This is a genomic window from Polycladidibacter stylochi (assembly GCF_001562055.1).
Taxonomy (GTDB): domain Bacteria; phylum Pseudomonadota; class Alphaproteobacteria; order Rhizobiales; family Stappiaceae; genus Pseudovibrio; species Pseudovibrio stylochi.
Genome location: NZ_LLWE01000024.1, coordinates 22755 through 45041, shown reverse-complemented (window position 1 = coordinate 45041; position 22287 = coordinate 22755). Strand labels below are relative to the sequence as shown.

Sequence of the window (22287 nt, the reverse complement as noted above, 5' to 3'; positions counted from 1 at the left end):
ATGGCGTATTTGCCTTTCGTATTGAATGGCACCTCCCTTGGCTTTTATAGATATAAACAGGAGTTTGCATTTTCACCATGCCTACATTAACCAGACTTCTTTCAATAATCGGAATGATTGTACTTGGTGTTGTGCTGAGCATGTATGCACTCGCGACCTTTGTCGAGCCAACGCCACGACAATTCCATGTCGAGATTTCTAATGATGGCTTGGGGTAGGGTGTTGCATGCGCAGCTCATTTGAATGTGAAGCATTTTTTGAAATGCTGACAGTGGAGCGCGACAGCGCTTTTAATACACTGGAAAGCTACCGCGCCGACTTCGACGACTATGATGATTTCTTGGTTCGCCAAGGCGTTAAGCTATTAGATGCGCAAGCAGAGCATATACGAGAATACCTGATTGATTTACACGAGCGCGGTTTTGCCGCGACCTCGCAAGCACGCCGGTTGTCTGCACTACGCCAGTTCTATCAGTTTACTTATGGGGAAGGGATGCGTAGTGATGACCCTACCCGTACCATTTCATCCCCAAAAAAGCAGGTTTCACTACCATCGGTTTTGAGTGAGGATGAGGTGGATCGGTTACTTAAAGAAGCGGAAGACAACACAAAAGCAGATCATAATAGCGATGCCAAGCACATTAAGGCGCAGCGGCTCTATACGCTTCTAGAAGTGCTTTATGCTACTGGCCTACGTGTATCTGAATTGGTTTCTCTGCCAGTTAGTGCTGCACTGCGTGACAGCCGGTTGCTGACCGTTAAAGGCAAGGGCAATAAAGAGCGGGTGGTGCCGTTGAGTGTACGGGCGCAAACTGCCATGGCTGAATATGTACGTTTGCGGGCAGCGCTGGGCAAATATGAAGATAGCGTTTGGCTGTTTCCCTCGCATGGTGAAAGTGGGCATTTTACCCGGCAAGCTTTTGGCCGTGACTTAAAAGACCTGGCGGTAGCGGCGAAGCTGGACCGCTCGAAAGTGTCGCCACACGTACTGCGGCACGCGTTTGCATCGCATCTTCTGCAAAACGGGGCTGATTTGCGTGTGGTACAAAAACTATTAGGCCATGCGGATATCACAACCACACAAATATACACACATGTACTGGATGAACGCTTACATCAGCTGGTGAATGATCATCACCCTTTGGCAGCAGCAGATGGTGATATAGCTACAGCTAGCGGGGAAGAGTAATAAGGGGGGCTTTTATTGGAGCGCGTGTCGTCCCCTAAAGGCAATAATACACCCTGAGTTATGATGCGATATAGCATTTATATAGGGAAAGAATGGTGCCCCCGGCCCGAATCGAACGGGCACGCCCAGTGGGCAGCAGATTTTGAATCTACCGCGTCTACCAATTCCGCCACGGGGGCTAAGAAAACCGCTTGTTGCGGCTGCGATGGGGGGAATATATCCAGATCCGTTTCAAGGTCAATGAAAACTATTAAAAAACCACAACTTCGGTGGAAAAGTATGTTTGCTAACTCGCTCTGAAGACGCTGCTTTTTTGATGCTGGCCTTAAAAATACCGCGAAGCTGCGGTTTTGAAAAGCTTGTTGGTTGTGTACTTCATTGCTTTGCCTGTTGATAGTTTTAGGTTTGCTGTTGCGCTTATAGGAGATCTGGTTTGTCTGCCTTTTGTAAATGCACGGATGTTCCGGCTTGCTGATGAGTGGAGATACTTTTTTAAATGCTACGACGTTTATATGATTGGACATTATCGCTCGCTGAAGGGCGTAAAGCGCCTTATGCGTTGGGAACGGTTGCATTTGCTGAAAGCTCGTTTTTTCCTATTCCGCCGGACATTCTACTTATTCCGATGGTTATCGCGAAACGAAATAGCGCATGGTGGTTTGCGTTCATCGCAACGTTAACCTCGGTATTGGGCGGAATGCTTGGCTATTACATTGGAGCTGCGCTTTTTTCCCAAGTAGCCGAGCCTCTCTTACAGTTCTATGGTTATTCCGAAAAATACCAGCAATTTAGAAGTATTTTCGACGACTATGGTTGGTGGTTTGTGTTTTTTGCCGGGCTAACACCGTTTCCCTATAAAGTTATTACGATTTCAAGCGGGGCATTTGGTTTAAGTTTGCCAGTGTTCATATTTGCAAGCCTGGTTTCTCGGGCCCTGCGCTTTTTTGTCGTGGCAGGGCTTTTATATTTCTTTGGGCCAGCCATGCGTGATTTCATTGAAAAACGACTTGGCTTGGTGTTCACTGTGTTTATGGTGTGCTTGCTAGGCGGCTTCGCACTCTTGAAAATTTTGTAAAGGTTTTTCAAATGCTGAAACAAATGTGGTCATTGGTGCTGCGCAACCCCAAAGCCAGCGCTGCACTTCTGGTTATTTTAGGGAGTGCTTTTTCTATTACTATGGCATGGGGGTTTCAGCTTATAGGCGGTTATTTACCTTGCGAGCTGTGCCTTGCCCAGCGTGTGCCTTATTATGTCGGCGTGGTTTTAGGCCTGGGGGCATTGGGTTTTGCACTCACAGCACGCTTTAAGTGGTTGGCAACACTTTGCCTGTTAGCAAGCGTCGGTTTCTTTATATACGGCGGTGGTGTGGGGATTTATCAAGCTGGTGCTGAATGGGACTGGTGGCTTGGCCCGAACGACTGCGGAGGCGGTGCTGCGCCGCAACTTGGTAGTGCAGCCGATATGCTCAAGACGCTGGCACATACGCGGGTCGTGAGCTGTTCAACGGCTTCAATCCGCATTTTGGGCCTGTCATTTGCAGGTTTAAACGTGTTCTACTCGCTGGGAATGTCGTTTGTTGCGCTTTGCGGGGTTGTCTTGCGTCCAAGTGCGAAAGCGTAGTTTGCTATCTGTTTTCATAGAAAAACCCGCGTGTGTAGACGCGGGTTTTTGTGTTTTGAAAGAGTTGGCTTATTTGCCTTCTTCTTTATTGTAGCGCTCAATTGATTCGGTGATGAGTTTTTGGGCTTCTACGACACCCTGCACACCCTTGATTTTAACCCATTTGTTTGGCTCAAGGTCTTTGTAGTGTTCAAAGAAGTGCTCAACCTGCTTAATTGTAATTTCTGGCAGGTCCTCAATTGTCTTAATGCTCTCATAGCGACGGGTCAGCTTGCTGCTTGGTACAGCAATGATTTTTTCATCCTGCCCTGACTCGTCTTCCATAATCAGAACGCCAATTGGGCGGCAGTTCATAACCGCACCAGGAATCACAGGACGCTGATTGACAACAATTACGTCAATTGGGTCGCCATCACCACATAAAGTGTGAGGAACAAAACCATAGTTTCCAGGGTAACGCATTGGTGTGTAAAGGAAACGATCGACGAACATTGCGCCGGATTCTTTTTCCATTTCGTATTTAATCGGCTCGCCGCCAACAGGAACTTCAATAATTACATTTACATCTTCAGGTGGGTTTTTACCCATCGGGATTTGATCAATACGCATAAATACAGCACTCCGATTTTGATTGATGCTTGTATTGCAGGAGTGGCCAAGGGATTCAAGCGCTAATTTAGTCTTTTTCTAATAGGCTTTTTGCCTAGTCGCTAAAGTTACGTGATGTATTTTAGTACCCGGTTTACTTTAGGTATAGCAGTGAAAAAGGTCCGGCTTCAACCACCAAGGAAATGAGGGGAATAGGGTAGTGGCAGTTGAAGCCGGATCAGCTTGGGCAACAAGGAGATATTGGCGGCTTATCGTGGCTGGCCCATGTTGAGATTGTGACAATGTCATGGTTATATTGCGTAGATTTATGAATAGTGATTTGTTTTTTGTTGCCGCTATACCGCCGAGACCACATAGTTTGATGGTTGCTAGAAAAATTGTTAGGCTGCTATATATTCTAGGCAGGTTCACGCCGCTTTCTTAAGGCGAAACCTTAAGTCAGGAGGCTGTGGTATGGGGAATGAAACACCAATACAAATTGTGCCGTCTGCGCTAAAAGGGCAAGGGCAGCCCCAACGGCGTAAAGCCTTTATTCCGGTTGCTTTTCATCGACGTGAACTGGATAGCATCTTACGCGTTTACGGGCGTATGGTGGCTGCTGGTGAGTGGCGGGATTATGCACTTGATATGGGCGGCGATGTCGCTGTTTTTGCTGTCTTTCGTCATAGCGGTGAAGTGCCGCTGTACCGCATAGAAAAAGACCCGAAACTGGCACGTCGGCAAGGGGCGTATCGTGTGGTGGCGGCAAGTGGGCAAATACTAAAGCGCGGACATGACCTTGTGCAGGTGCTAAAAGTATTCGACCGGAAAAGCCACCTTCGTGTTGTGGAGTAAGCAGACAATCTAGGCGACTTGTAGGGAGTGAAGAGCCGTAAAAACAGATCTTTTCATGTGCTGTTGAGTTTTTAGGCATAAAAAAAGCGCGGTGGGTGCCGCGCTTTTGGTCGTCAGTCAGCTGTTTTAGTCGCGGTTGCCGAACAAAGACAGCAACATCATGAACATGTTGATGAAGTCCAGGTACAATGTCAGCGCGCCCATAATGGCCTTTTTGCCTGCTATGTCGGAGCTATCAACAGCAGCATACATTTCTTTAATGCGCTGCGTGTCGTATGCAGTGAGGCCCGCAAATACCAGCACACCAATAACCGAAATCGCAAAGTGAAGCGCAGAAGAACCCACAAAATAGTTGACGATAGAGGCAACGATAATGCCGATCAAACCCATCATGAGGAATGAACCCCAACCTGACAGGCTCTTTTTGGTTGTGTAACCGTAGAGGCTTAAGCCACCAAATGAAATCGCGGTAATGAAGAACACCCGGGCGATGGAGCTAGATGTGTATACCAAGAAGATGGAGGACAGGGAAATGCCCATAATGGCCGCAAATGTCCAGAACATCATCTGAGCGCCAGATACGCTCATTTTATGAACGCGGGCACCCAGCAGGAACACCATGCCAAGAGGAGCTAGCATGACCACCCAGCGAAGCGGGCTGGTGTAGAGCATCACGCCAAATTCGGTAAGAAACAGATCGCTTTTAATCTGAGCTACGGCCTGAGGAGAACCTGCTGGTGCTGTTGCGAGAGCTGCCACAGCCATTGCCATGAGGCCGGTAATAACCAAACCCACAGCCATGTAGTTGTAAACGCTGAGCATATATGCGCGCAGTCCGGCGTCAAAGCTGGCGGCGTCGGCATGTCCGCCGGCCATCCCATACCGCTGTGCGGAGTTGCGGTCGAAGGTCGACATGTCAATTCCTCTTACTGTTGTGTTTGCCATTATGGCGACGTAAAAAACAATTCATCATAGAATATGGTCTGAATGATGACGGGAAACAAGACCCCTACGCAAATAGACGTACAAAGGGGCCGAGTTTTCGTCGATCAATCTATTATAGCAAGTGTTAAACCTGCCTTAAGTAATTATTCATAGGTAATAGCATAAGGCCATTACACCTTCATTACAACTCACGCAAAACCGCACCCGGCCGTTCACCAAGGATTCGCCATGTTCCGAGCAGACCAAAGCCAATTGTCAGCCCAATGGCAATAAGAATGGCGGATACAGCGGTTAAGGGGTAAAAACTAAAGCTGCCCCCCATAATCTCTGCGATCACGTAGTAGGCAGATATACACCCGGCGATGATGGCAAAAATGGCGGTAGTTGTGCCTAGCAGTGCGTATTCAATAATATAAGCTTTCATGATGCGGCCACGTGTTGCGCCCAATGTTTTTAAAAGCACGGCATCGTGAATCCGGCTTTGGTGGCCAGCGGCCAAGGCACCGGCCAATACCAGCACGCTTGCAAGTAGCGTAATGGCCGAGGCACCGCGGATGGCCCATGCCAATTGGGCAATTAAGCTATTTACCTGCGTGATCGCATCTTTCACTCTTATAGCTGTTATCGTTGGGTATTTTGTTGTCAGTGCACTCAGAAGGGCGAGCTCGTCTTGTGTCGTGGCCTTGTTGGGCCACTTAATTGTGGTGAGCATGGTATGCGGTGCGCCTGCAAACGTATTTGGCGAGAAAACCATGACGAAGTTAATACCCAGACTTTCCCATTCAACTTGCCTGAAGTTGGCAATATTGGCTGTTATGGTGCGCCCTAATACATTTACAGAGATGCTATCGCCAATTTTTAAACCAAGTGCCTGACCAAGTTCAAAGTCAAACGAAACCAGTGGTTTGCCTGTGTAATTATCTGGCCACCAACTGCCACTAATCAGCTTTGAGTTTTCTGGTAATTGGCTGGAATAGGTTATTCCCCGATCAGAACGCAGTACCCATGCTGCTTCTGGTGGCGGCGTAATTTGGCTTGCCGGAATGCCAGCAAGCGAGAGTATGCGACCACGCAACATGGGGACAGTTTCCAGCTGGGCCTGGGGTGCCTTTGTTTGTATGAAACGGCTTAAGTTATCGATTTCATTGTGTTGTATATCGAGTAAAAAGAAGCTTGGTGCCTGCTCGTTTGCAGTACGTGTTAGCGTTGCTCTTAAGTTGCTGTCTGTTAGTGCCAAAGCTACCAGCAGTGTGAGGCCAAGTCCAAGTGACATAACAACTGAAGGGGTTAATGCGCCGGGACGGTGCATATTGGTGATGGCCAGACGCCATTCGCAGGAGGCAATGTGCGGCATGCGGCGGGCTAATGCCATAATTAGCTTGGCGATTAATAGCAAAAGTATGAATGTTGCCGCACACGCAAGAATGAAGAAAATGGTTACCCGTTGATCGTAGGAGAGTGCTATGGCAAATGCTAGCAGCAACGCCAAAGTACCCGCCGTTGCAATGTAATATCGTAGTTTAGGCTGTTTTTTCTTGCTTGAGGTATCTTCGCGAAAGAGCAGTGAAGGTGAGACATCATGCGCACGACCTAGTGGCAGTAGAGCAAAAGCAAGTGCTGTTAAGTAACCATAGGCGATACCCGAAAGAAGCTCGCCGGGGTAGATGGCATAGCTAAGGGTGATGGGCAGGCGAGATTGCAATAGTTCGGTTATCACCAAAGGGGCTAATGCGCCAATAAGGGTGCCTAGTACCACGCCAAGGGTCGCCAAAATCATGACTTGGATGAGATAGATTTGAAAAACCAACGCACCTGATGCGCCAAGGCATTTGAATGTGGCTATAGTACTGCGCCGTGTTGCCAAATAACTGCGAACCGCATTGGCAACACCAACACCACCAACAATAAGCGAGGTTATGCCAACCAAACTGAGAAATTGCGCGAAGCGGGAAATATTGGCTTGCAGGGAAGGGGCTGCTTGCATACGGCTGCGAATACGCCAACCTGCATCGGGGTACTGGGTTTCCAAATGGTTGATGGTTTGCTTGAGTTGTTCGCTATCCGGTTCCGGCTCCAGTTTAATACGGTATTGATACGTGGCAAGACTGCCAGGTTGTATCAGGCCAGTGGCTGCTAATGCCTGCTGGCCGATCATCAAACGCGGACCCAAAGTCATGCCACTGCCGAGCTTGTCTGGCTCCTGGGTGATCTCGTCAACAATTTCCAGTTTAGTGCGGCCTACCTCTATTTGATCGCCAATGGATATATTCAGTCTGGCGAGGAGTTCTGGGTCGGCAAACGCCGGAAAAATAGAAGCCGCTGTTTGATTTAGCGTTTGGGCCTTGTTCGTATTTGTTTTTAATTTCAAACTACCGTTAAGGGGATAAGCATGGTCAATGGCTTTGATTTCGACAAGCGTTTGTTGTTGATCGTGAGTTGAGCGCGCCATTGCCCGCAAAGTGGTGATGCTGGACAGCTGGCCGAGCTTTGCGAACGCAGCTTTTTGTTCGAGTGATACCGGGCGGTGAATTTGGGAAATAGCAATATCACCGCCGAGTATTTGGCGTGCTTGGGTGGTAATTGACTGGGTTAAAGTTTTTGAGACAGAAGCCACACCCGATATTGCCGCAACACCAAGTGCGATACAGGCAATAAAAATATAAAAGCCTTTTAGGCCCACGCGTAGTTCGCGCAGTGCCAAGTGTAAGGCAAGGGTAAAACTCATGGAATTATGTGTTGCTCTTGACTGTTTACTCATAGAGCACCCGCCGCTTTTTGTTGTGCCGGTTTTTCAAATATATTGCCCTCACGAACCGTTATTGTGCGATCGCAGCGCTGGGCTAAAGAAGGGTCGTGGGTGACAAGAACCAAAGTTGTATCGCGCTTTTCTTGTGCGTTGAACATCAACTCAATGATTTGCTTACCGGTGGTTTCATCTAGGTTTCCTGTGGGCTCATCGGCAATTAAAATCTCGGGGTTGGGAGCCAAGGCTCGGGCTATAGCCACGCGTTGTTGTTCGCCGCCAGAAAGCTGGGCAGGATAGTGGTGTAAGCGGTGAGACAGGCCAACTGAGGTTAGCTCTTGCTCTGCCAGTTGGCGGGCATTTTTATTTCCCATTAATTCAAGTGGAATTGCTGTGTTTTCAAGCGCCGTCATATTGGGGATAAGGTGAAAAGACTGAAATATTATGCCCACATGTTTACCGCGAAATTTGGCCAGTTGGTCTTCGTTCATCTCTTGTAAAGTATGCTTTGCAACATTCACATGGCCGCTATCGGGCCTCTCCAGCCCGGCCATAACCATCAATAAAGTAGATTTTCCAGAGCCAGAGGGCCCAACAAGCCCAACAGATTCGCCCGCCCGAATAGTGAGATCAATGCCCTTGAGTATGTGCACACGCCCGGCACCTTCTCCAAGGCTGAGCTCTATCTGGTCCAGTGCTATGGCGAGTTGTTGTGACATTCTTGAAGCTTTCTATTTGTTCAATAAAGACAGTTGATTTTATGCGTTGCTTTTTAGCTTTGGCCAGCATTTACAAAGTATCTATAAGCGCACATATGGGGGTATACTATCTTGGCGTCCAGTGGGGGCGGGATTTTTAAATTGTTCCTATCGCCTTCCAAAGGAGTAAAATATGCGAAAAAGCTCAAGTCTCTTTGCGTTTGTTGTATTGCTTTTTATTGGTTTTAGCTCTTATGCCGTTGCACAGGGGAAAAAGGTGAGAATAGTTGCTTTTGGCGATAGTTTAACCGCTGGATATTTGCTGTCGGCAGATAAGGCGTTTCCCGTTCAACTTGAAAATGCACTTAAAGCTTCAGGCTATGATGTTTCGATTGCTAATGCTGGCGTTTCCGGTGATACAACGGGTGCGGGGTTGGCACGATTGAACTGGTCGGTCCCTGAGGATACACAGGCTGTTATTCTTGAATTTGGCGGTAATGATACCCTACGTGGTTTCCCTACAGAGACCACAAGAGACAATCTTGAGAAAATGATAGTTGAATTACAAAGGCGCGGCATAAAAGTTTTGTTGGCCGGTATGATGGCTCCGCGCAATATGGGTGAGGATTACACAAAGAAATTTGATAGTATTTATAGTGAGTTAGCAGTTAAGTACCAAACGTACTATTATCCATTCTTCTTAGAGGGTGTGGCGACAGATCCGCGCTATACTATGGCAGATGGCATTCACCCTACGGCAGATGGGGTTGCTGTTATTGTTAAGAAAATCCTGCCCTTTGTTGAAGAAATGATAATTGCTGTTGAAACTGATGGGCATTAGTACCAGTTTATAGCTTTGCCCATAACTTGCCTGCCGGCATTGTGCTGGAAGCATTCAATTTCAGGATAGTTGGAACCGATGGATTATCGTCAGTTGGGACGCACCGATATCAAGGTGAGTAGCCTCTCACTTGGTACCATGACTTTTGGTGAACAAAATACCGAGGCCGAAGGCCATGCACAACTTGATTACGCTTTCGAGAACGGGATTAATCTTGTTGATACGGCTGAGCTTTATTCTATTCCGCCAAAGCCTGAAACTCAGGGGCGCACAGAAGAAATAATTGGCACATGGATGCAGGGGAAGGGAAATCGCGATAAAGTGGTGCTGGCAACCAAGGTTGTTGGACGTTCGCAGCTTTCCTGGTTTCGTGAGGATGGCTCGACAACGGCACTGACAAGAGCGCAGATTTTTGAAGCGGTCGAGAACTCTTTACGGCGTTTGCAAACTGATTATATCGATCTCTATCAAATCCATTGGCCTGAGCGGAATGTACCGCTGTTTGGTTCTGTGCCGGTGATATGGAATGACCCCAAGCCCTATGAGAACGAAGCATCTATCGAAGAAACCTTGGGTGTGATGCAAGAGTTGGTGCAGCAAGGGAAAATCCGTCATGTGGGTCTTTCTAACGAGAGCCCGTGGGGCACGATGACATTTGCCAAGTTGGCTGAGTTCAAGGGCCTGCCGCGGGTGGCATCGATCCAGAACGCGTATTCTCTCATCAATCGCGTGTTCGAAGGGGGGCTTTCAGAGGTTGCACTGCGCGAAGACGTTGGCCTACTTGCCTACTCTGCTTTGGCCCAAGGGTTCTTGACGGGCAAGTATCGCAATGGTGCCCGTCCTGCCGGATCGCGTAAAGTGTTGTTCGAGCGCATGCAGCGCTATGAGACACCACATGCGGAAGCGGCGATTAATGCTTATCTTGATTTGGCGCTGGAATTGGGCGTCGACCCCTCTGTTCTGTCTTTGGCTTTTGCAGAAAGCCGCTCGTTCATGACATCGGTTATTCTGGGTGCAACAACCCTTGAGCAATTGAAAACCGATATGGGGGCGACAAGCCTCAAAATTACCCCAGAAATTGAAGGACGCATTAACGATATCCACCTTCAGTACACAAACCCGTGTCCCTAAGATAATGGATTGTTATTGAAATGTTTTTGGGGAGCTTTGGCTCCCCTTTTTTATGGAGTACGCCCTTCTCTCTACACTATGATTTAATGGATTGTCATTTTTTGGTTGTGTGTTGGCAATAAAAATGGCCTCATATAAATGCAAGAACGGAGGGAAACGTTATGCCGAGACTGTTTACAGGCCTTGAAATCCCTTCAACCATAGCCACGCAGCTTTCTTTATTGCGTGGCGGCTTAAGAGGGGCACGGTGGATTGACCCTGAAAACTATCACATCACATTGCGCTATATGGGCGAGGTTGACGATCGGATTGCCGATGAAGTCGCCTTCGAACTTGGGCGCGTGCGTCGTGAGCCGGTGAGCCTAACCATTCAGGAACTTGGTTCGTTTGGTAGTGGTAAGCCCCATAGTTTGTGGGCCGGTGTGAAGCCTTGTCCTGCATTATTTGAAATGCAGGCAGAGCAAGAGCGTATTTTACGGCGACTTGGTTTTGCTGCGCAAACCCGTCGCTACACACCACACATAACGCTTGCGCGTTTAAAGGGAACCAGTGATCACGAGGTTGCCAGCTGGCTTAGTATGCGCTCGGGTTATAGTGCACAACAGTTCACAGTCGAGCGGTTTGTGCTGTTCTCATCGCGTAGTTCGGTTGGTGGCGGCCCATATCTGGTTGAGGAAGCCTATCCTTTAGCTGCTTAAAGATGTGTTTTGTATCTTGTTACCTTGGTCGATGGGGCACGTTGTTGGGCTCAGTGACAGAGCTGGTAGCCAGTGGCATTTATAACTGCGTCAGAACGTTGTTATGATTTAGATTTCTACTTTATAGGCTCTGCTGGTTTTTATCGGCATGGGAATAAGCCCAGGCTTACTTGTTAATGCTGGCCATTTTTGTAGTTTTTTCTGTTTGGGCTTGTTTTTAAAGCTCAATAGCCTACTGGTTGGCGACAAGGGGTGTAAGCGTGACTTTATCTTGTATTCCTTCAGGGTGTTTTCAGGAGCTGGTAGTTGCACAAGGCCATTTTTGACCCTTTGCCATGGCACGAGTTTGTAGGCATATGCACTTGAGGATACAGCCAACAAAAGTGTAAGAGCTGTCGCTGATAGTAGCAGTAAACTCGTTTTCGCCATTTGGTCACCACACCAATAAATATAATTTTAATAAAATTTTAATTAATTATGTGTGTGGTGATGCAAATTGCAAGAAAATAAAATCGTCCCAAGTAGATTTGAGCTTAGCTGAACTACTATGGTCAACTTATAGTCGCTAATTACTTCAAATATAATAGGTATATATCTATTATGTAGACACGATGAATAACTATTAACCATAGGTAAATATAATGGCCGCCACTTAAATGGCGGCCCTGTTTTTATGATTCGAGAATTCTTCTTGCAATAACTTGCGCCTGAATTTCAGAAGCGCCTTCGAATATGGAGAGAATTCTTGCATCGCATAGCAAGCGCGATACCGGATACTCAAGAGCGAAGCCGTTGCCACCATGTATCTGCAAGGCATTGTCTGCACAAGACCATGCCACTTTGGCGGCCAACAGTTTGGCCATGCCCGCTTCCAAATCGCAGCGGTGCTCCTGGTCTTTCTCGTTGGCAGCAAAATAAGTGAGCTGGCGAGCCAAAAGCAGTTCAACAGCCATTAACACCAGCTTATTGGCAACGCGCGGGAATTGGTAGATGGCTTTGCCAAACTGGTTACGCTCCAAGGCGTATTGCAACCCTGACTCTAAGGCCGATTGAGCAACGCCAACAGCACGTGCAGCGGTTTGAATACGAGCGGCTTCAAAGGTTTGCATCAATTGTTTGAAGCCTTGGCCTTCTACCTCACCCAGTAAGTTCTTGCTAGGGACTTTGAAATCTTCAAAGGCGATTTCGTATTCCTTCATGCCACGGTAGCCGAGCACCTCGATTTCACCGCCGCTCATGCCTTCCGCTGGGAACGGGTTATCGTCATCGCCTCTCGGTTTTTCGGCGATAAACATGGAAAGACCCTTGTATCCGGTTTGATCGGGGTTGGTGCGTGCCAGCAGAGTCATGATGTCAGCGCGCACAGGGTGGGTGATCCATGTTTTGTTGCCGTTTACGCTATAGGTGTCTCCTTGCTTTTGTGCTCTTGTGCGTAGTGATGCTAGGTCAGAGCCGGTATTTGGTTCGGTAAAGACAGCGGTTGGGAGAATTTCACCACTGGCAATGCGCGGAAGCCAGTGCTGTTTTTGTGCCTCTGTACCACCGGCCAGAATAAGTTCGGCGGCGATTTCCGAGCGCGTGCCGAGCGAGCCAACACCGATGTAAGCACGAGATAGCTCTTCTGAAACCACACACATAGCCGTTTTGCCAAGACCCAAACCGCCGTACTCCTCGGGAATGGTAAGGGAGAAAACGCCCAATTCGGCCATGGCTTCAATAACGTCCAGAGGAATATAAGCGTTGTTTAAGTGCCATTCGTGGGCGTGGGGCACCACTTCTGCCTCTGCAAAGCGGCGCATTTGTTCGCGTATTTGCTCGCTGGTTTCATCAAGACCGGAGGTGGCGATTGTTGGGGTATCGGTTCGGTGTTCCAACTCTTGTGCGATTGCAGCATACAAGGAAGCGTCATTGGCCTGCGCAATGAGTTGTTCAATCGCCCCTTGCTTGTAGCCCGCTATATCTTTCGGGCTGTGACCAAGGCTTTCCAAGCGGGCAAATTCCAGCTGGCTCATGGGAATACCGGCAAAGATTTGTGTCAGGTACTCGGCAAAGCCAAGACGGATCAAATTGTCTTCAAATTCGGAAAGATTGCCGTTTTCTATCAGGTTTTGTCGGTAAGCGGCGAGTTGGTGCAGTGCACTCACATAGGTGGCGAGCCATGCCAGAGCATGGGCCTGTTGTTGGTTGTGTTCTAGTTGCTGCGCACTTACCCGGCCTGCAACACAAATACGCTCTCGCAGCTTTTCTTTACTCACTGTCACAACTATATCTAGTGTGTCCAATGCTTGTTGGTAGAGGTTTGTCTGCGTTATTTTGTTATCTGCTGGTGCTAGAGTGTCTTGTGTCATATAGCGCGCTTTCTCTTGATATTGTGCAATGCAAAATTAGCGCAGATATGTCACAGTTCAATGCCCCTTTGGTGCAATTTGTTTGCAATCCGGCAATTCTTGAGGTGCGCTACAGCTTTGGTTTCTATTATTCTTTACAGTGAATTGAGCGGATAGAAAGATTAGGTGGAATGATCCTAACCAATATGAAATGGTTTTTGAAACAATGCCTGCAGGTACTGGCAGATGTATATGGCCATTTCGCGCAGGACGAGGGATTTGCGGTTGCCAGTCATGTGGCGCTGTCCTCGCTAATGGCGCTGTTTCCCTTTTTAATATTTGTAACCTCGCTGGCAGGTCATTTCGGACTGACAGACTTTGCCCAAGAAGTTACAACGATTATTTTTAATGCTTGGCCCGCACAGGTTGCCAAACCGGTGAGTGATGAAATTCAGCGGGTTTTAACCCAGCCACGCGGTGACTTGCTCACCTTTGGTGTGGTGGTAACCCTTTGGTTTTCTTCCAACGGGGTCGAGGCCATGCGGGTGGCGCTCAATCGTGCCTATCGGGTGCGCGAGGCACGGCCTTGGTATTATTGCCGCGCCCAGTCTTTGGTGGCAGTACTTGCCGGGTCGCTGGTATTGGTTGTCTTCACTGTATTAATCGTCTTTGGGCCACTTATTTGGCAGACACTACTGCGCTTTTTCCCGCATGCAGACATGTTTGGCTATCACGCCAATTTTATTCGTTATGCTGTGACTTCAATATTGTTGGTGCTAGCGCTTTTGGGGGCACATATTGTGCTGCCTTCCGGCAAGCGCAGCTTTTTTCAAGTACTGCCCGGCGTTGTGTTAACGTTGGGGTTATGGCTGGTTACCGGCGCGGCTTTTGGTGAGTATCTGGCACGTTTTGCTAATTATGTATCTATTTATGCAGGGCTTGCCGGTGTGATGACGGCCTTGGTTTTTATGTACCTTACTGCCGTCATCTTTATTTTAGGGGGCGAATTTAACGCATCAATAATGCGGCTACGTAAAATCAATCGCTGGCGGGCGCAGGGATCGGACGGGGACGCGCTAACAAGATTGCCGCCATTATAACGCACATGCCAAGCAATTGTATCGGGTGCAAGGTTTCGCCGAATAACAAATAGCTCTCGATCGTGGTTGCAACCGGTACAAGATAAAACAGGCGTGCGGTTGATGAAACGGCTCCTTCGCGGATGAGTACCAGTAGGAGCAAAACCGCTCCTATAGAGAGAACCAGAACCAGCCAACCAAGGGCAAAAATAAATTCTCCGCTCCATGTTACCTGCCAGTTTTCACTTATGGAAAGAGGCAGGAGTACAAGAAGCGCACCAATATATTGGTAGGTGGTTGCCGCTATAAGGTTCGTTCCCTGTGGCATTTTCTTTTGGTAGGCGGTGCCGCAGCTGATTGTAACCACTGCAATAAGGGCTGCCGGCAGCGTATAGAGTGGTATTTCTTCCATACTTCCCCCCAGTTTGGGCAGGATCACCAGCATCACACCGATAAGGCCGCAGGTAAGTGCACCCCATTGTTTTGTTGAGATACTTTCGCCCAACAACAGTGCCGAGAACATGCCGGTGAGCAAAGGCTGCACGCCCATAATCATGGCGGTTACACCCGCTGGCAAACCTTGGTCAATACTCCAAAAAACACCGGCAAGATAAACCCCATGCACCAAAGCACCGGTGATAATGGCATGCATAGCGGTTTTGCGCGGTAAGGTGAAAGACTGTTGTTGCCAGTAGAGAATGAGAGCGAGGAGCGGTAGCACGCAAAAGAAGCGGAGCGTGAGAAACACAAAGGGCGAGGCGTAGGGTGCGCCCATTTTTGCGCCAATAAATCCGGTGGACCAGAACAGCACAAAGGCGGCGGGAATGAGTTTTACAGATGTAGTCAAGATAAGCCTATGAATGCGAATGTCATATGTGTTGTAAGAGTGGTGCTTGCTTAGGGCAAGTGTCCATTTATGCTCGAGCGCTCATTAAAACGTCTTATTGTCTCATAAGCACTAAGAGTAGGGTTCCCGTATTGCGCCCGATATCTAAACAGTTTAGGCTTTGATATCCCGCTATAAAATCTTAGGTTTGAAATGAAGTCCATCTGTATTGTTGGTGCCGGTCAAGCTGGTGCACAAGTTGCTATTTCGCTGCGCCAAAAAGGCTATGAAGGTGCACTCACTATCATTGGTGATGAAGGTCATTTGCCTTATCAGCGTCCACCTCTATCCAAGCGTTATCTGAAAGGTGAAATGCCTCAAGACGGGTTGTATTTACGACCAGCTGCCTTTTATGAGCAACAAAAGATAGATGTGTTGAATGATCGTGTAACCCAAGTAGATATGGCCGGACATCAATTAACACTGGCGAGTGGCGAAACGAAGGGGTTTGATCGCTTGGTGTTTGCCACTGGCACGCGGGCGCGCCAATTGCCTGCAGAGCTGGATGCGCGAGGTAAGCAACTGGCTGGTATTTTCAATGTGCGCAGTATCAGTGATATTGATCGGCTACGCCCACACATGCAAGCGGGCAAGAAACTGGTTATCGTGGGCGGCGGCTATGTGGGGCTAGAGGTTGCAGCTGTGGCCAAGCAGCTCGGGCTTGATGTGGTGGTGTTGGAAGCGCAGGAACGTTTGTTGAAACGGGTTGTGGCACCGCAGATTTCCGAGTTTTTTGCAGGGCTTCATGCAGCGAACGGTGTGAAAGTACTGTGTGGACAGGTTTTGAAACAGTTCCATGGCACCGAAAGCGTGAGCGGTGTCGAAACGCAAGAAGGCGAGGTTTTCCCTTGTGATCTGGTATTAAGCGCTGTGGGGGCATTGCCTAATGACAGCTTGGCACTTGCGAGTAATATTGAATGTGATGATGGTATTTTGGTCGATGGGCAAGGCCGGACATCGCACGAAGATATTTATGCTTGCGGTGATTGCAGCCGCTTCTTTTCTCCTCGCTACAACTGCTCTATGCGCTTGGAAAGCGTACAAAATGCTATAGATCAAGCGAAAATAGTTGCTGGTAGTTTAATGGGTGAAGGTGCGGAGTATGATCCGCTGCCTTGGTTCTGGTCGGATCAGTATGACTGTAAATTGCAAATTGCCGGTTTGGCGCGAGCATATGAGCGTGTTGTCGAGGTTGGTTCGCGTGACAACCACAGCTTCTATATCGCCTACCTTCAGGACGACAAGCTGGTTTGTGTAGACAGTGTCAACCATCCAAAATCTCATATGATGGCACGGCGCGTTATTGGCCAGCCATGGCGGGAAGATTTATTACCCCCGGCATAGCTTGGATTTGGATACAGCATTCATAAATGGAAACCGCTGCATTGGTTTGCGGTGGTTTTCGTGGCTTCTGGTAGAAGCTGTTTATTATGTGGCCTGTTCAATATTGGCTTTTATGGCGGTAATAGTTTCCTGCGGTCTTTCAAGATGAACCATATGACCGGTGTCTTTCAAGATTGGTCTTGCTACACTTGGTGGCAGATTGTTCAATTGCGAGACAGGCACAATTGCGTCCTGTTCCCCCCAGATAACGGAGAGCGGGTAGGGTGTGCTGGCGAGCTTATCGAGCGGCAGGGTGCCTTGTTCACCATTCTTCGTGATCTGCGCGAGTATATTATTCAAGCGCTCATGCATGCCGGGTTTTATGCGTTGCTCGTAGACATAGCCTGGCATTTTACGGGGGAGTTTGAATGTGGGGGCAACAAATTCCTGCAGTACTCGACGTGCTTCTGCTTCACTGTTGATATTGGCATAGGCTTGCATAAGCGGATAGTTTATTTCATGTCCAAAGCCACCTGGAGCTAAAAGGGTGAGGCTTTTAACCAATTGTGGGTTCTTCATGGCAATTAATGCAGCGATTGCCCCGCCCATGGAGTGGCCAACGAGATGGCAATGCGTTATTTCCATATTTTTAAGGCTGGCTTGAACTTCTTTTGCGGCTGTTATGGCGTTTCCTTGCCTTGGCCAATCTTGCGCTTTGCCATGTGCAGGTAGATGAAAAGCAATACTGCTATATTTTTTGGAGAATTGCTGTTGAATATTATGCCATGTGTTGGCATCACTACCAAAGCCATGGATGAAAATTATTGAATTATCTGATGTATTATTGAATGATATATAGGGTAATGTATTTTCTAAATGTTGTACAATGTTCACGAGATATTTCCTCAGGGGCACAAATCCTATTTATTGAAAATAATAGAAAAGTTTGGATATAATTCAATAGATCATTGAGTTAGGTTCTGTGAATTGCATGGCATGACTTTAGGTTACTACCTATTACAATGATCAGTTTTTTTATAGTAAAGGTTTATAGTAGCTACTTCTTTCCACTGGACTGCTTAATTTATGGGTTGCATTGCTGTGGTTTTATTCCTAAAGAACCAATTAGAGCACAAGAGGCTCGTTTCTTGCTATCGGCATATTTCGCTGGAATACCAATAAATAGCAAATTCGTGAGTAGCAATAAGGCATTCTTTTGGGGGTTTGCAATGCGATTTGGAATAGGTGCAAGCGCCATTTGTTTGGCTCTCATGACCGCTGTTTTTACAAGTACGTCATTTGTTGCAAGCGCTACGGCTGGGCAATACTGGGACAATGAAAAAGGCGAATGGGTTACCTACCGCGATTCAGCTTCTACTTTGGCTCGTAAAGCACGCAAGAAATTCAAGCGTAAGATTATTCCCTATGATGGTAAAGAAACTCCGGGTACAATTATTGTTGATACAAAAAAACGGCAGCTTTTACACGTCATGAAAGGTGGCACCGCTATGCGCTATGGCATCGGTGTCGGTAGAGAAGGTTTTGAGTGGAAAGGAAGACAACGCATTAGCCGTAAAGCCGAATGGCCGGGCTGGACACCACCGCCAGAGATGGTTGCTAGAGAAAAGCGTGAAAATGGTCGTGACTTACCTGCTTTCATGGAAGGTGGCCCTAATAATCCATTGGGTGCACGTGCGTTGTATTTAGGCGATACGATTTATCGTATACACGGGACCAATGAAGACTGGTCCATCGGTCTTGCCATGTCATCTGGCTGTATACGTATGTTCAATGATGATGTTGAGTATTTATACGATCAGGTGAAGGTTGGTACAAAAGTTATCGTTCGTTGAGTTACTTGCTGTTGCTTTAATATTATCCTTGCTTACTAAATAATAGCAGTTGATGGATAAAATATATTATAAAAGCCCGCTTAGGCGGGCTTTTATGCTTTACATATCTTGATAGGTATAGAGCAAAAAAATCCAAAGAGCTTTCACTCTCTCAGCAACCGAAATGCACTATTAAAAATGTTAGGGCGGTCACTTGCCGTTTGATTGAAGTTAAACAAACGGCAAGTGCGCTAGTTGTCAGTGTCCGCTGGAATGCTCGCTGGCGTTGAAGCTTGCGGAGCATCATCGCCACCTACGCCAGGCAATTCGGTTTGCTGTAGAGCATCTGCTGCAGGGCGTCTACCGCGACCGGTTGCTGTACGTGGGGTTCTCGGGTTCCTTGCGCGCGGTGTCCTTGGTGTTCTGGGCCTACGCGGTTTGACCTCGGCTTCCTCGGTTGGTGCCTGCTGTGAAGACGCTTCGGCCAGTTCGTCAGGCAATGCGGCAACAGGGGCTGCATTTGCGCGGCGAACCCCACGACCACGGGTGCCACGAGCGCGGCGGCGTGGTTTGTCTTCGTCTTCATCTTCAAGTGTTGAAGGTGTCGGCGCAGGAATTTCCTGAGAGGAATTATTGCTGGCGTCTTCAATAAATGGCTGTGGAGCATCCAGACCCATTACAGGGCTCGCATCCGACGTAACAACTGTTTCTGCCGCAGCTTCTGCTGTTAAGTCGACACTTGTAGCCACTTGCTGGCGTTCAGCATCAGCATTGTCTTGCGGTGCAGCTGGTGTTGCCATCTCGCTATTATGTCGTCCTGCATTGTTCGAATGCGCGGGGGACATTTGTGCCTGAGCTGCAGCAATAATACGCTGATAATGCTCAGCATGCTGACTGTAGTTTTCTGACATGACGCGGTCGCCAGCTGCTTGTGCATCACGTGCAAGCTGGGTGTATTTTTCCGCAATATGCATGGCAGTACCGCGAATCTTTACATCAGGTCCGTTCGATTCAAATGTTCTGGTAAGCGTGTTAGGCGCTTTGCGTCCACGACCACGCATCCGATTGTTTTTTTGATTTCCTGGTCTCATTCTGCCGTTTTCTTTCACGAACGGCGATCAACACAAAGTGCTGACCTTCCACTCGGTTCAATACCCATTCACGGATAAACAACCCACCAATAAACTTTTGTGTTGTTCGACATCATTGTCGCCCACACTCAAATGCAATCGCACTCAATCCCATTCGTTTGTTTTATGCGATAGGCCAACGCTACGAAAAAGCTACCCAAAGGCACGCATTACCAATATTGCGATAGCAAGAGCTTCCAAATTGTATCCTGAAACAATTTCACCGTCTTTTTGGAGCTACTCATAAAATTTGAGTATTACCCTTATCAGCTTATCGCTGGTAGTGCTTGTCGGCGCATTGAACCTAGCCGCTTTTGAGAGATTTTCCAAGGACTTTTTTCTTAACAAATCCTATAAGATGTCATTGGCTGTTAACTTCCGGATTTTCAAAATTCAATTGTGATAACCCTAGGTTGACCAGCTAAATCGTGTTGACATGTGCAAGACTTGCCCAGCACTTCCATACTGAGTTTTTCAAGGTCGTTTTGTTGGTCGAAACCTATTTCCATATGCAAGCTGCCACCTAGCTTAATGATATTATTCGCTTGTTCTATCAATGGCTTGTACGGATTTAAACCATCACATCCCCCATCAAGTGCCAGTAAGGGATCATAGTCTTTTACGGTCTGATCGAGTTGTTGCAAAACCTCTGTTTTGATGTAGGGGGGGTTACTTACAACAAAATCAAGGCCAGGACGGGCGGCATGTAAAAGGTTACCTTGAACAACCAAAAGTCGGCTTTCTACACCGTTGAGCTGTGCATTTTTTTTTGCCATTTGCGCCGCGCCAAGCGATAAATCCACAGCTATTGCCTGTGCATATGGTAATTCCGTCAATAGAGCTATGGCAATAGCACCGCTACCGGTTCCCATATCCGCAAAAAATAATGGGTCATTAAGTTTGTTTTTTTTGTCCAGATTGGCCAGCACGCTATCAACAAGTGTTTCCGTATCCGGGCGCGGTTCCAACGTGTCAGCTGAAAGCCTAAACTGGAGGCCCCAAAATTCGCGATAGCCTATAATTCGCCCCACTGGCATCCCGGCAAGACGTTGTTCTTGCCAGTGAGCCAGTTTGTCTTGGACCGGGGGCTCTAGTAAGCACTCATAGCTAAGAGGCAAAGAGGCTAGAGTCTTTTGACATGCCTCTGCCACAAGTACTTTAGCGTCGAGCTCAGCCTCTGTTATTGCTGCTTCTCGAAACTTTTGCCGCATAGCACGGTAGTACTCACCTATCGTCTTTTGCGATGCCACTTATAAACCTTCGGCTGCCAGCAAGTTGGCCTGATGGTCCATAATCAATGCATCAACGACTTCCCCCAAACCATCACCGGCAATAATCTGGTCCAGCTTGTAAAGGGTAAGGCCAATACGGTGGTCGGTCACACGGCCCTGAGGGAAGTTATAGGTGCGAATGCGCTCAGAGCGGTCGCCAGAGCCAACCTGCAAGCGGCGGGCTTCCGTGCGCTCAGATGCTGCACGCTCACGCTCTACTTCAAAGATTTTTGCCCGCAGCAACTTCATGGCGCGGTCTTTGTTTTTATGTTGTGAGCGCTCGTCCTGTACAGCCACCACAATACCTGTTGGCTCGTGGGTAATACGCACTGCGGAATCGGTGGTGTTGACGTGCTGACCACCGGCACCGGAAGCGCGGTATGTATCAATGCGCAGCTCTGACGGGTTGATTTCCACGTCGACTTCTTCCGCCTGTGGCAGTACAGCAACTGTGGCGGCAGAGGTGTGAATACGGCCACCGGATTCGGTTTCCGGTACACGCTGCACGCGGTGCACACCCGATTCAAACTTGAACTTGGCGAAAACCTCGCTGCCTGTTACGGCAGCTACAATTTCCTTAAAGCCGCCCACTTCGCCTTCACTGGTGGAAAGAATTTCAACCTTCCAGCCGTTGAGCTCGGCAAAGCGCTGGTACATGCGGAACAAATTACCGGCAAACAGCGCAGCTTCATCGCCGCCGGTACCGGCACGCACTTCCAAAATAACATCGTGGCTGTCGGCCTTATCGCGCGGCAGCAGGCCAACACGAACTTTTTGCGTCAGCTCTTCCACTTGGCTTACCAGCTCGTCGCGTTCCAGCTGCGCCAACTCTTTCATTTCAGCATCGGTGCCGGCATCTTCAAGCAGGGCTTTTGCCCCTTCCAGGTCACTTTCTGCTTTGCGCAGTTGGCGAATGGACTGAACCACTGGATCCAGTTCGGCATAATCGCGGGAGAGTTTGATGTAGACCTGCGGATCAGGCCCTGACGCCATCTCGGCCTCAATCTGTTCAAAGCGATTTAAAAGTGTATCTAGTTTTTCTGGCGCCAGCATGTGCGCTCTTCTCCTTATCAAGCATAGGCACATTAATAACCCGCGCTATTGGTTTAATGCGCGGGCTTTAATATATGC

At 48.2% G+C, this 22287-nt stretch carries 22 protein-coding genes and 1 tRNA gene; 11 read left to right on the top strand and 12 right to left on the bottom strand.

Annotated features, from left to right (window positions below; translation table 11 throughout):
* Positions 1-77: 77 nt before the first annotated feature.
* Complete coding sequence (locus AYK67_RS17260) at positions 78-218, top strand: hypothetical protein (RefSeq protein WP_173645105.1); 141 nt, start codon at positions 78-80, stop codon at positions 216-218.
* An 8-nt stretch (positions 219-226) separates the two neighbouring features.
* Positions 227-1189, top strand: coding sequence for a site-specific tyrosine recombinase XerD (locus AYK67_RS06590; protein WP_068084014.1), 963 nt, complete (start codon positions 227-229; stop codon positions 1187-1189).
* A 93-nt stretch (positions 1190-1282) separates the two neighbouring features.
* Here AYK67_RS06590 and AYK67_RS06585 read toward each other — a convergent pair.
* A tRNA-Leu gene (locus tag AYK67_RS06585) sits at positions 1283-1368 on the bottom strand.
* Positions 1369-1685: 317 nt separating this feature from the next.
* Here AYK67_RS06585 and AYK67_RS06580 point away from each other — a divergent pair.
* Both AYK67_RS06580 and AYK67_RS06575 read left to right on the top strand, forming a co-directional pair.
* Complete coding sequence (locus tag AYK67_RS06580) at positions 1686-2264, top strand: YqaA family protein (RefSeq protein ID WP_068084011.1); 579 nt, start codon at positions 1686-1688, stop codon at positions 2262-2264.
* 11 nt (positions 2265-2275) lie between these two features.
* Complete coding sequence (locus tag AYK67_RS06575; RefSeq protein WP_068084008.1) at positions 2276-2809, top strand: disulfide bond formation protein B; 534 nt, start codon at positions 2276-2278, stop codon at positions 2807-2809.
* A 69-nt stretch (positions 2810-2878) separates the two neighbouring features.
* Here AYK67_RS06575 and ppa read toward each other — a convergent pair whose 3' ends face one another.
* Complete coding sequence (ppa, locus tag AYK67_RS06570; RefSeq protein WP_068084005.1) at positions 2879-3418, bottom strand: inorganic diphosphatase; 540 nt, start codon at positions 3416-3418, stop codon at positions 2879-2881.
* A gap of 453 nt (positions 3419-3871) precedes the next feature.
* Here ppa and AYK67_RS06565 point away from each other — a divergent pair, with 453 nt between their 5' ends.
* Positions 3872-4252 (top strand): DUF2794 domain-containing protein, encoded by a 381-nt coding sequence (locus AYK67_RS06565; protein ID WP_068084002.1) that lies wholly within the window; start codon positions 3872-3874, stop codon positions 4250-4252.
* Positions 4253-4378: 126 nt separating this feature from the next.
* On the opposite strand, the gene AYK67_RS06560 is transcribed toward AYK67_RS06565, so the two are convergent.
* The 3 genes from AYK67_RS06560 to AYK67_RS06550 all read right to left on the bottom strand — a co-directional run bounded on the left by AYK67_RS06560 (position 4379) and on the right by AYK67_RS06550 (position 8659).
* A complete protein-coding gene (locus AYK67_RS06560) occupies positions 4379-5167 on the bottom strand; it encodes a Bax inhibitor-1/YccA family protein (protein ID WP_068083999.1) in 789 nt (262 codons plus the stop codon).
* Positions 5168-5378: 211 nt separating this feature from the next.
* Entirely contained in the window at positions 5379-7955 is a 2577-nt protein-coding gene (locus AYK67_RS06555; protein WP_068083996.1) for an ABC transporter permease, read from the bottom strand.
* On the bottom strand, positions 7952-8659 hold the full coding sequence (locus AYK67_RS06550) for an ABC transporter ATP-binding protein (protein WP_068083993.1): 708 nt from the start codon (positions 8657-8659) through the stop codon (positions 7952-7954). The genes AYK67_RS06555 and AYK67_RS06550 overlap by 4 nt, the downstream gene beginning before the upstream one ends.
* Positions 8660-8831: 172 nt before the next feature.
* On the opposite strand from AYK67_RS06550, the gene AYK67_RS06545 reads away from it, so the two are divergent.
* The 3 genes from AYK67_RS06545 (at position 8832) to thpR (ending at position 11308) form a co-directional block, all read left to right on the top strand.
* Positions 8832-9479: an arylesterase gene (locus tag AYK67_RS06545; RefSeq protein ID WP_068083991.1), complete on the top strand. Its 648-nt coding sequence runs from the start codon at positions 8832-8834 to the stop codon at positions 9477-9479.
* A 78-nt stretch (positions 9480-9557) separates the two neighbouring features.
* Positions 9558-10610: an aldo/keto reductase gene (locus AYK67_RS06540; protein ID WP_068083988.1), complete on the top strand. Its 1053-nt coding sequence runs from the start codon at positions 9558-9560 to the stop codon at positions 10608-10610.
* Positions 10611-10771: 161 nt separating this feature from the next.
* Entirely contained in the window at positions 10772-11308 is a 537-nt protein-coding gene (thpR, locus tag AYK67_RS06535) for an RNA 2',3'-cyclic phosphodiesterase (RefSeq protein WP_068083985.1), read from the top strand.
* Between the two features lie 108 nt (positions 11309-11416).
* Here thpR and AYK67_RS06530 read toward each other — a convergent pair whose 3' ends face one another.
* On the bottom strand, positions 11417-11737 hold the full coding sequence (locus tag AYK67_RS06530; RefSeq protein WP_068083981.1) for a hypothetical protein: 321 nt from the start codon (positions 11735-11737) through the stop codon (positions 11417-11419).
* A 242-nt stretch (positions 11738-11979) separates the two neighbouring features.
* Positions 11980-13656 carry an acyl-CoA dehydrogenase family protein gene (locus AYK67_RS06525; RefSeq protein WP_068083978.1) on the bottom strand — a complete coding sequence of 559 codons (1677 nt, stop codon included), beginning with the start codon at positions 13654-13656 and terminating at the stop codon, positions 11980-11982.
* A 170-nt stretch (positions 13657-13826) separates the two neighbouring features.
* Between AYK67_RS06525 and AYK67_RS06520 the strand changes: the two genes are divergently transcribed.
* A complete protein-coding gene (locus AYK67_RS06520) occupies positions 13827-14735 on the top strand; it encodes a YihY/virulence factor BrkB family protein (RefSeq protein ID WP_082735680.1) in 909 nt (302 codons plus the stop codon).
* On the opposite strand, the gene AYK67_RS06515 is transcribed toward AYK67_RS06520, so the two are convergent.
* A complete protein-coding gene (locus AYK67_RS06515; RefSeq protein ID WP_208976231.1) occupies positions 14674-15561 on the bottom strand; it encodes a DMT family transporter in 888 nt (295 codons plus the stop codon). The genes AYK67_RS06520 and AYK67_RS06515 overlap by 62 nt on opposite strands.
* A gap of 192 nt (positions 15562-15753) precedes the next feature.
* Here AYK67_RS06515 and AYK67_RS06510 point away from each other — a divergent pair, with 192 nt between their 5' ends.
* Positions 15754-16944, top strand: coding sequence for an NAD(P)/FAD-dependent oxidoreductase (locus tag AYK67_RS06510; protein ID WP_068083975.1), 1191 nt, complete (start codon positions 15754-15756; stop codon positions 16942-16944).
* Positions 16945-17028: 84 nt separating this feature from the next.
* On the opposite strand, the gene AYK67_RS06505 is transcribed toward AYK67_RS06510, so the two are convergent.
* Complete coding sequence (locus tag AYK67_RS06505) at positions 17029-17817, bottom strand: alpha/beta fold hydrolase (protein ID WP_068083973.1); 789 nt, start codon at positions 17815-17817, stop codon at positions 17029-17031.
* Between the two features lie 335 nt (positions 17818-18152).
* Between AYK67_RS06505 and AYK67_RS06500 the strand changes: the two genes are divergently transcribed.
* On the top strand, positions 18153-18776 hold the full coding sequence (locus tag AYK67_RS06500; RefSeq protein WP_068083970.1) for a L,D-transpeptidase: 624 nt from the start codon (positions 18153-18155) through the stop codon (positions 18774-18776).
* A gap of 230 nt (positions 18777-19006) precedes the next feature.
* On the opposite strand, the gene AYK67_RS06495 is transcribed toward AYK67_RS06500, so the two are convergent.
* The 3 genes from AYK67_RS06495 to prfA all read right to left on the bottom strand — a co-directional run bounded on the left by AYK67_RS06495 (position 19007) and on the right by prfA (position 22209).
* Positions 19007-19846 (bottom strand): DUF4167 domain-containing protein, encoded by an 840-nt coding sequence (locus AYK67_RS06495; protein ID WP_156453080.1) that lies wholly within the window; start codon positions 19844-19846, stop codon positions 19007-19009.
* Positions 19847-20271: 425 nt separating this feature from the next.
* Positions 20272-21135 (bottom strand): peptide chain release factor N(5)-glutamine methyltransferase, encoded by an 864-nt coding sequence (gene prmC, locus AYK67_RS06490; RefSeq protein ID WP_208976230.1) that lies wholly within the window; start codon positions 21133-21135, stop codon positions 20272-20274.
* Positions 21136-22209: a peptide chain release factor 1 gene (gene prfA / locus AYK67_RS06485; RefSeq protein WP_068083967.1), complete on the bottom strand. Its 1074-nt coding sequence runs from the start codon at positions 22207-22209 to the stop codon at positions 21136-21138.
* Positions 22210-22287: the final 78 nt, after the last annotated feature.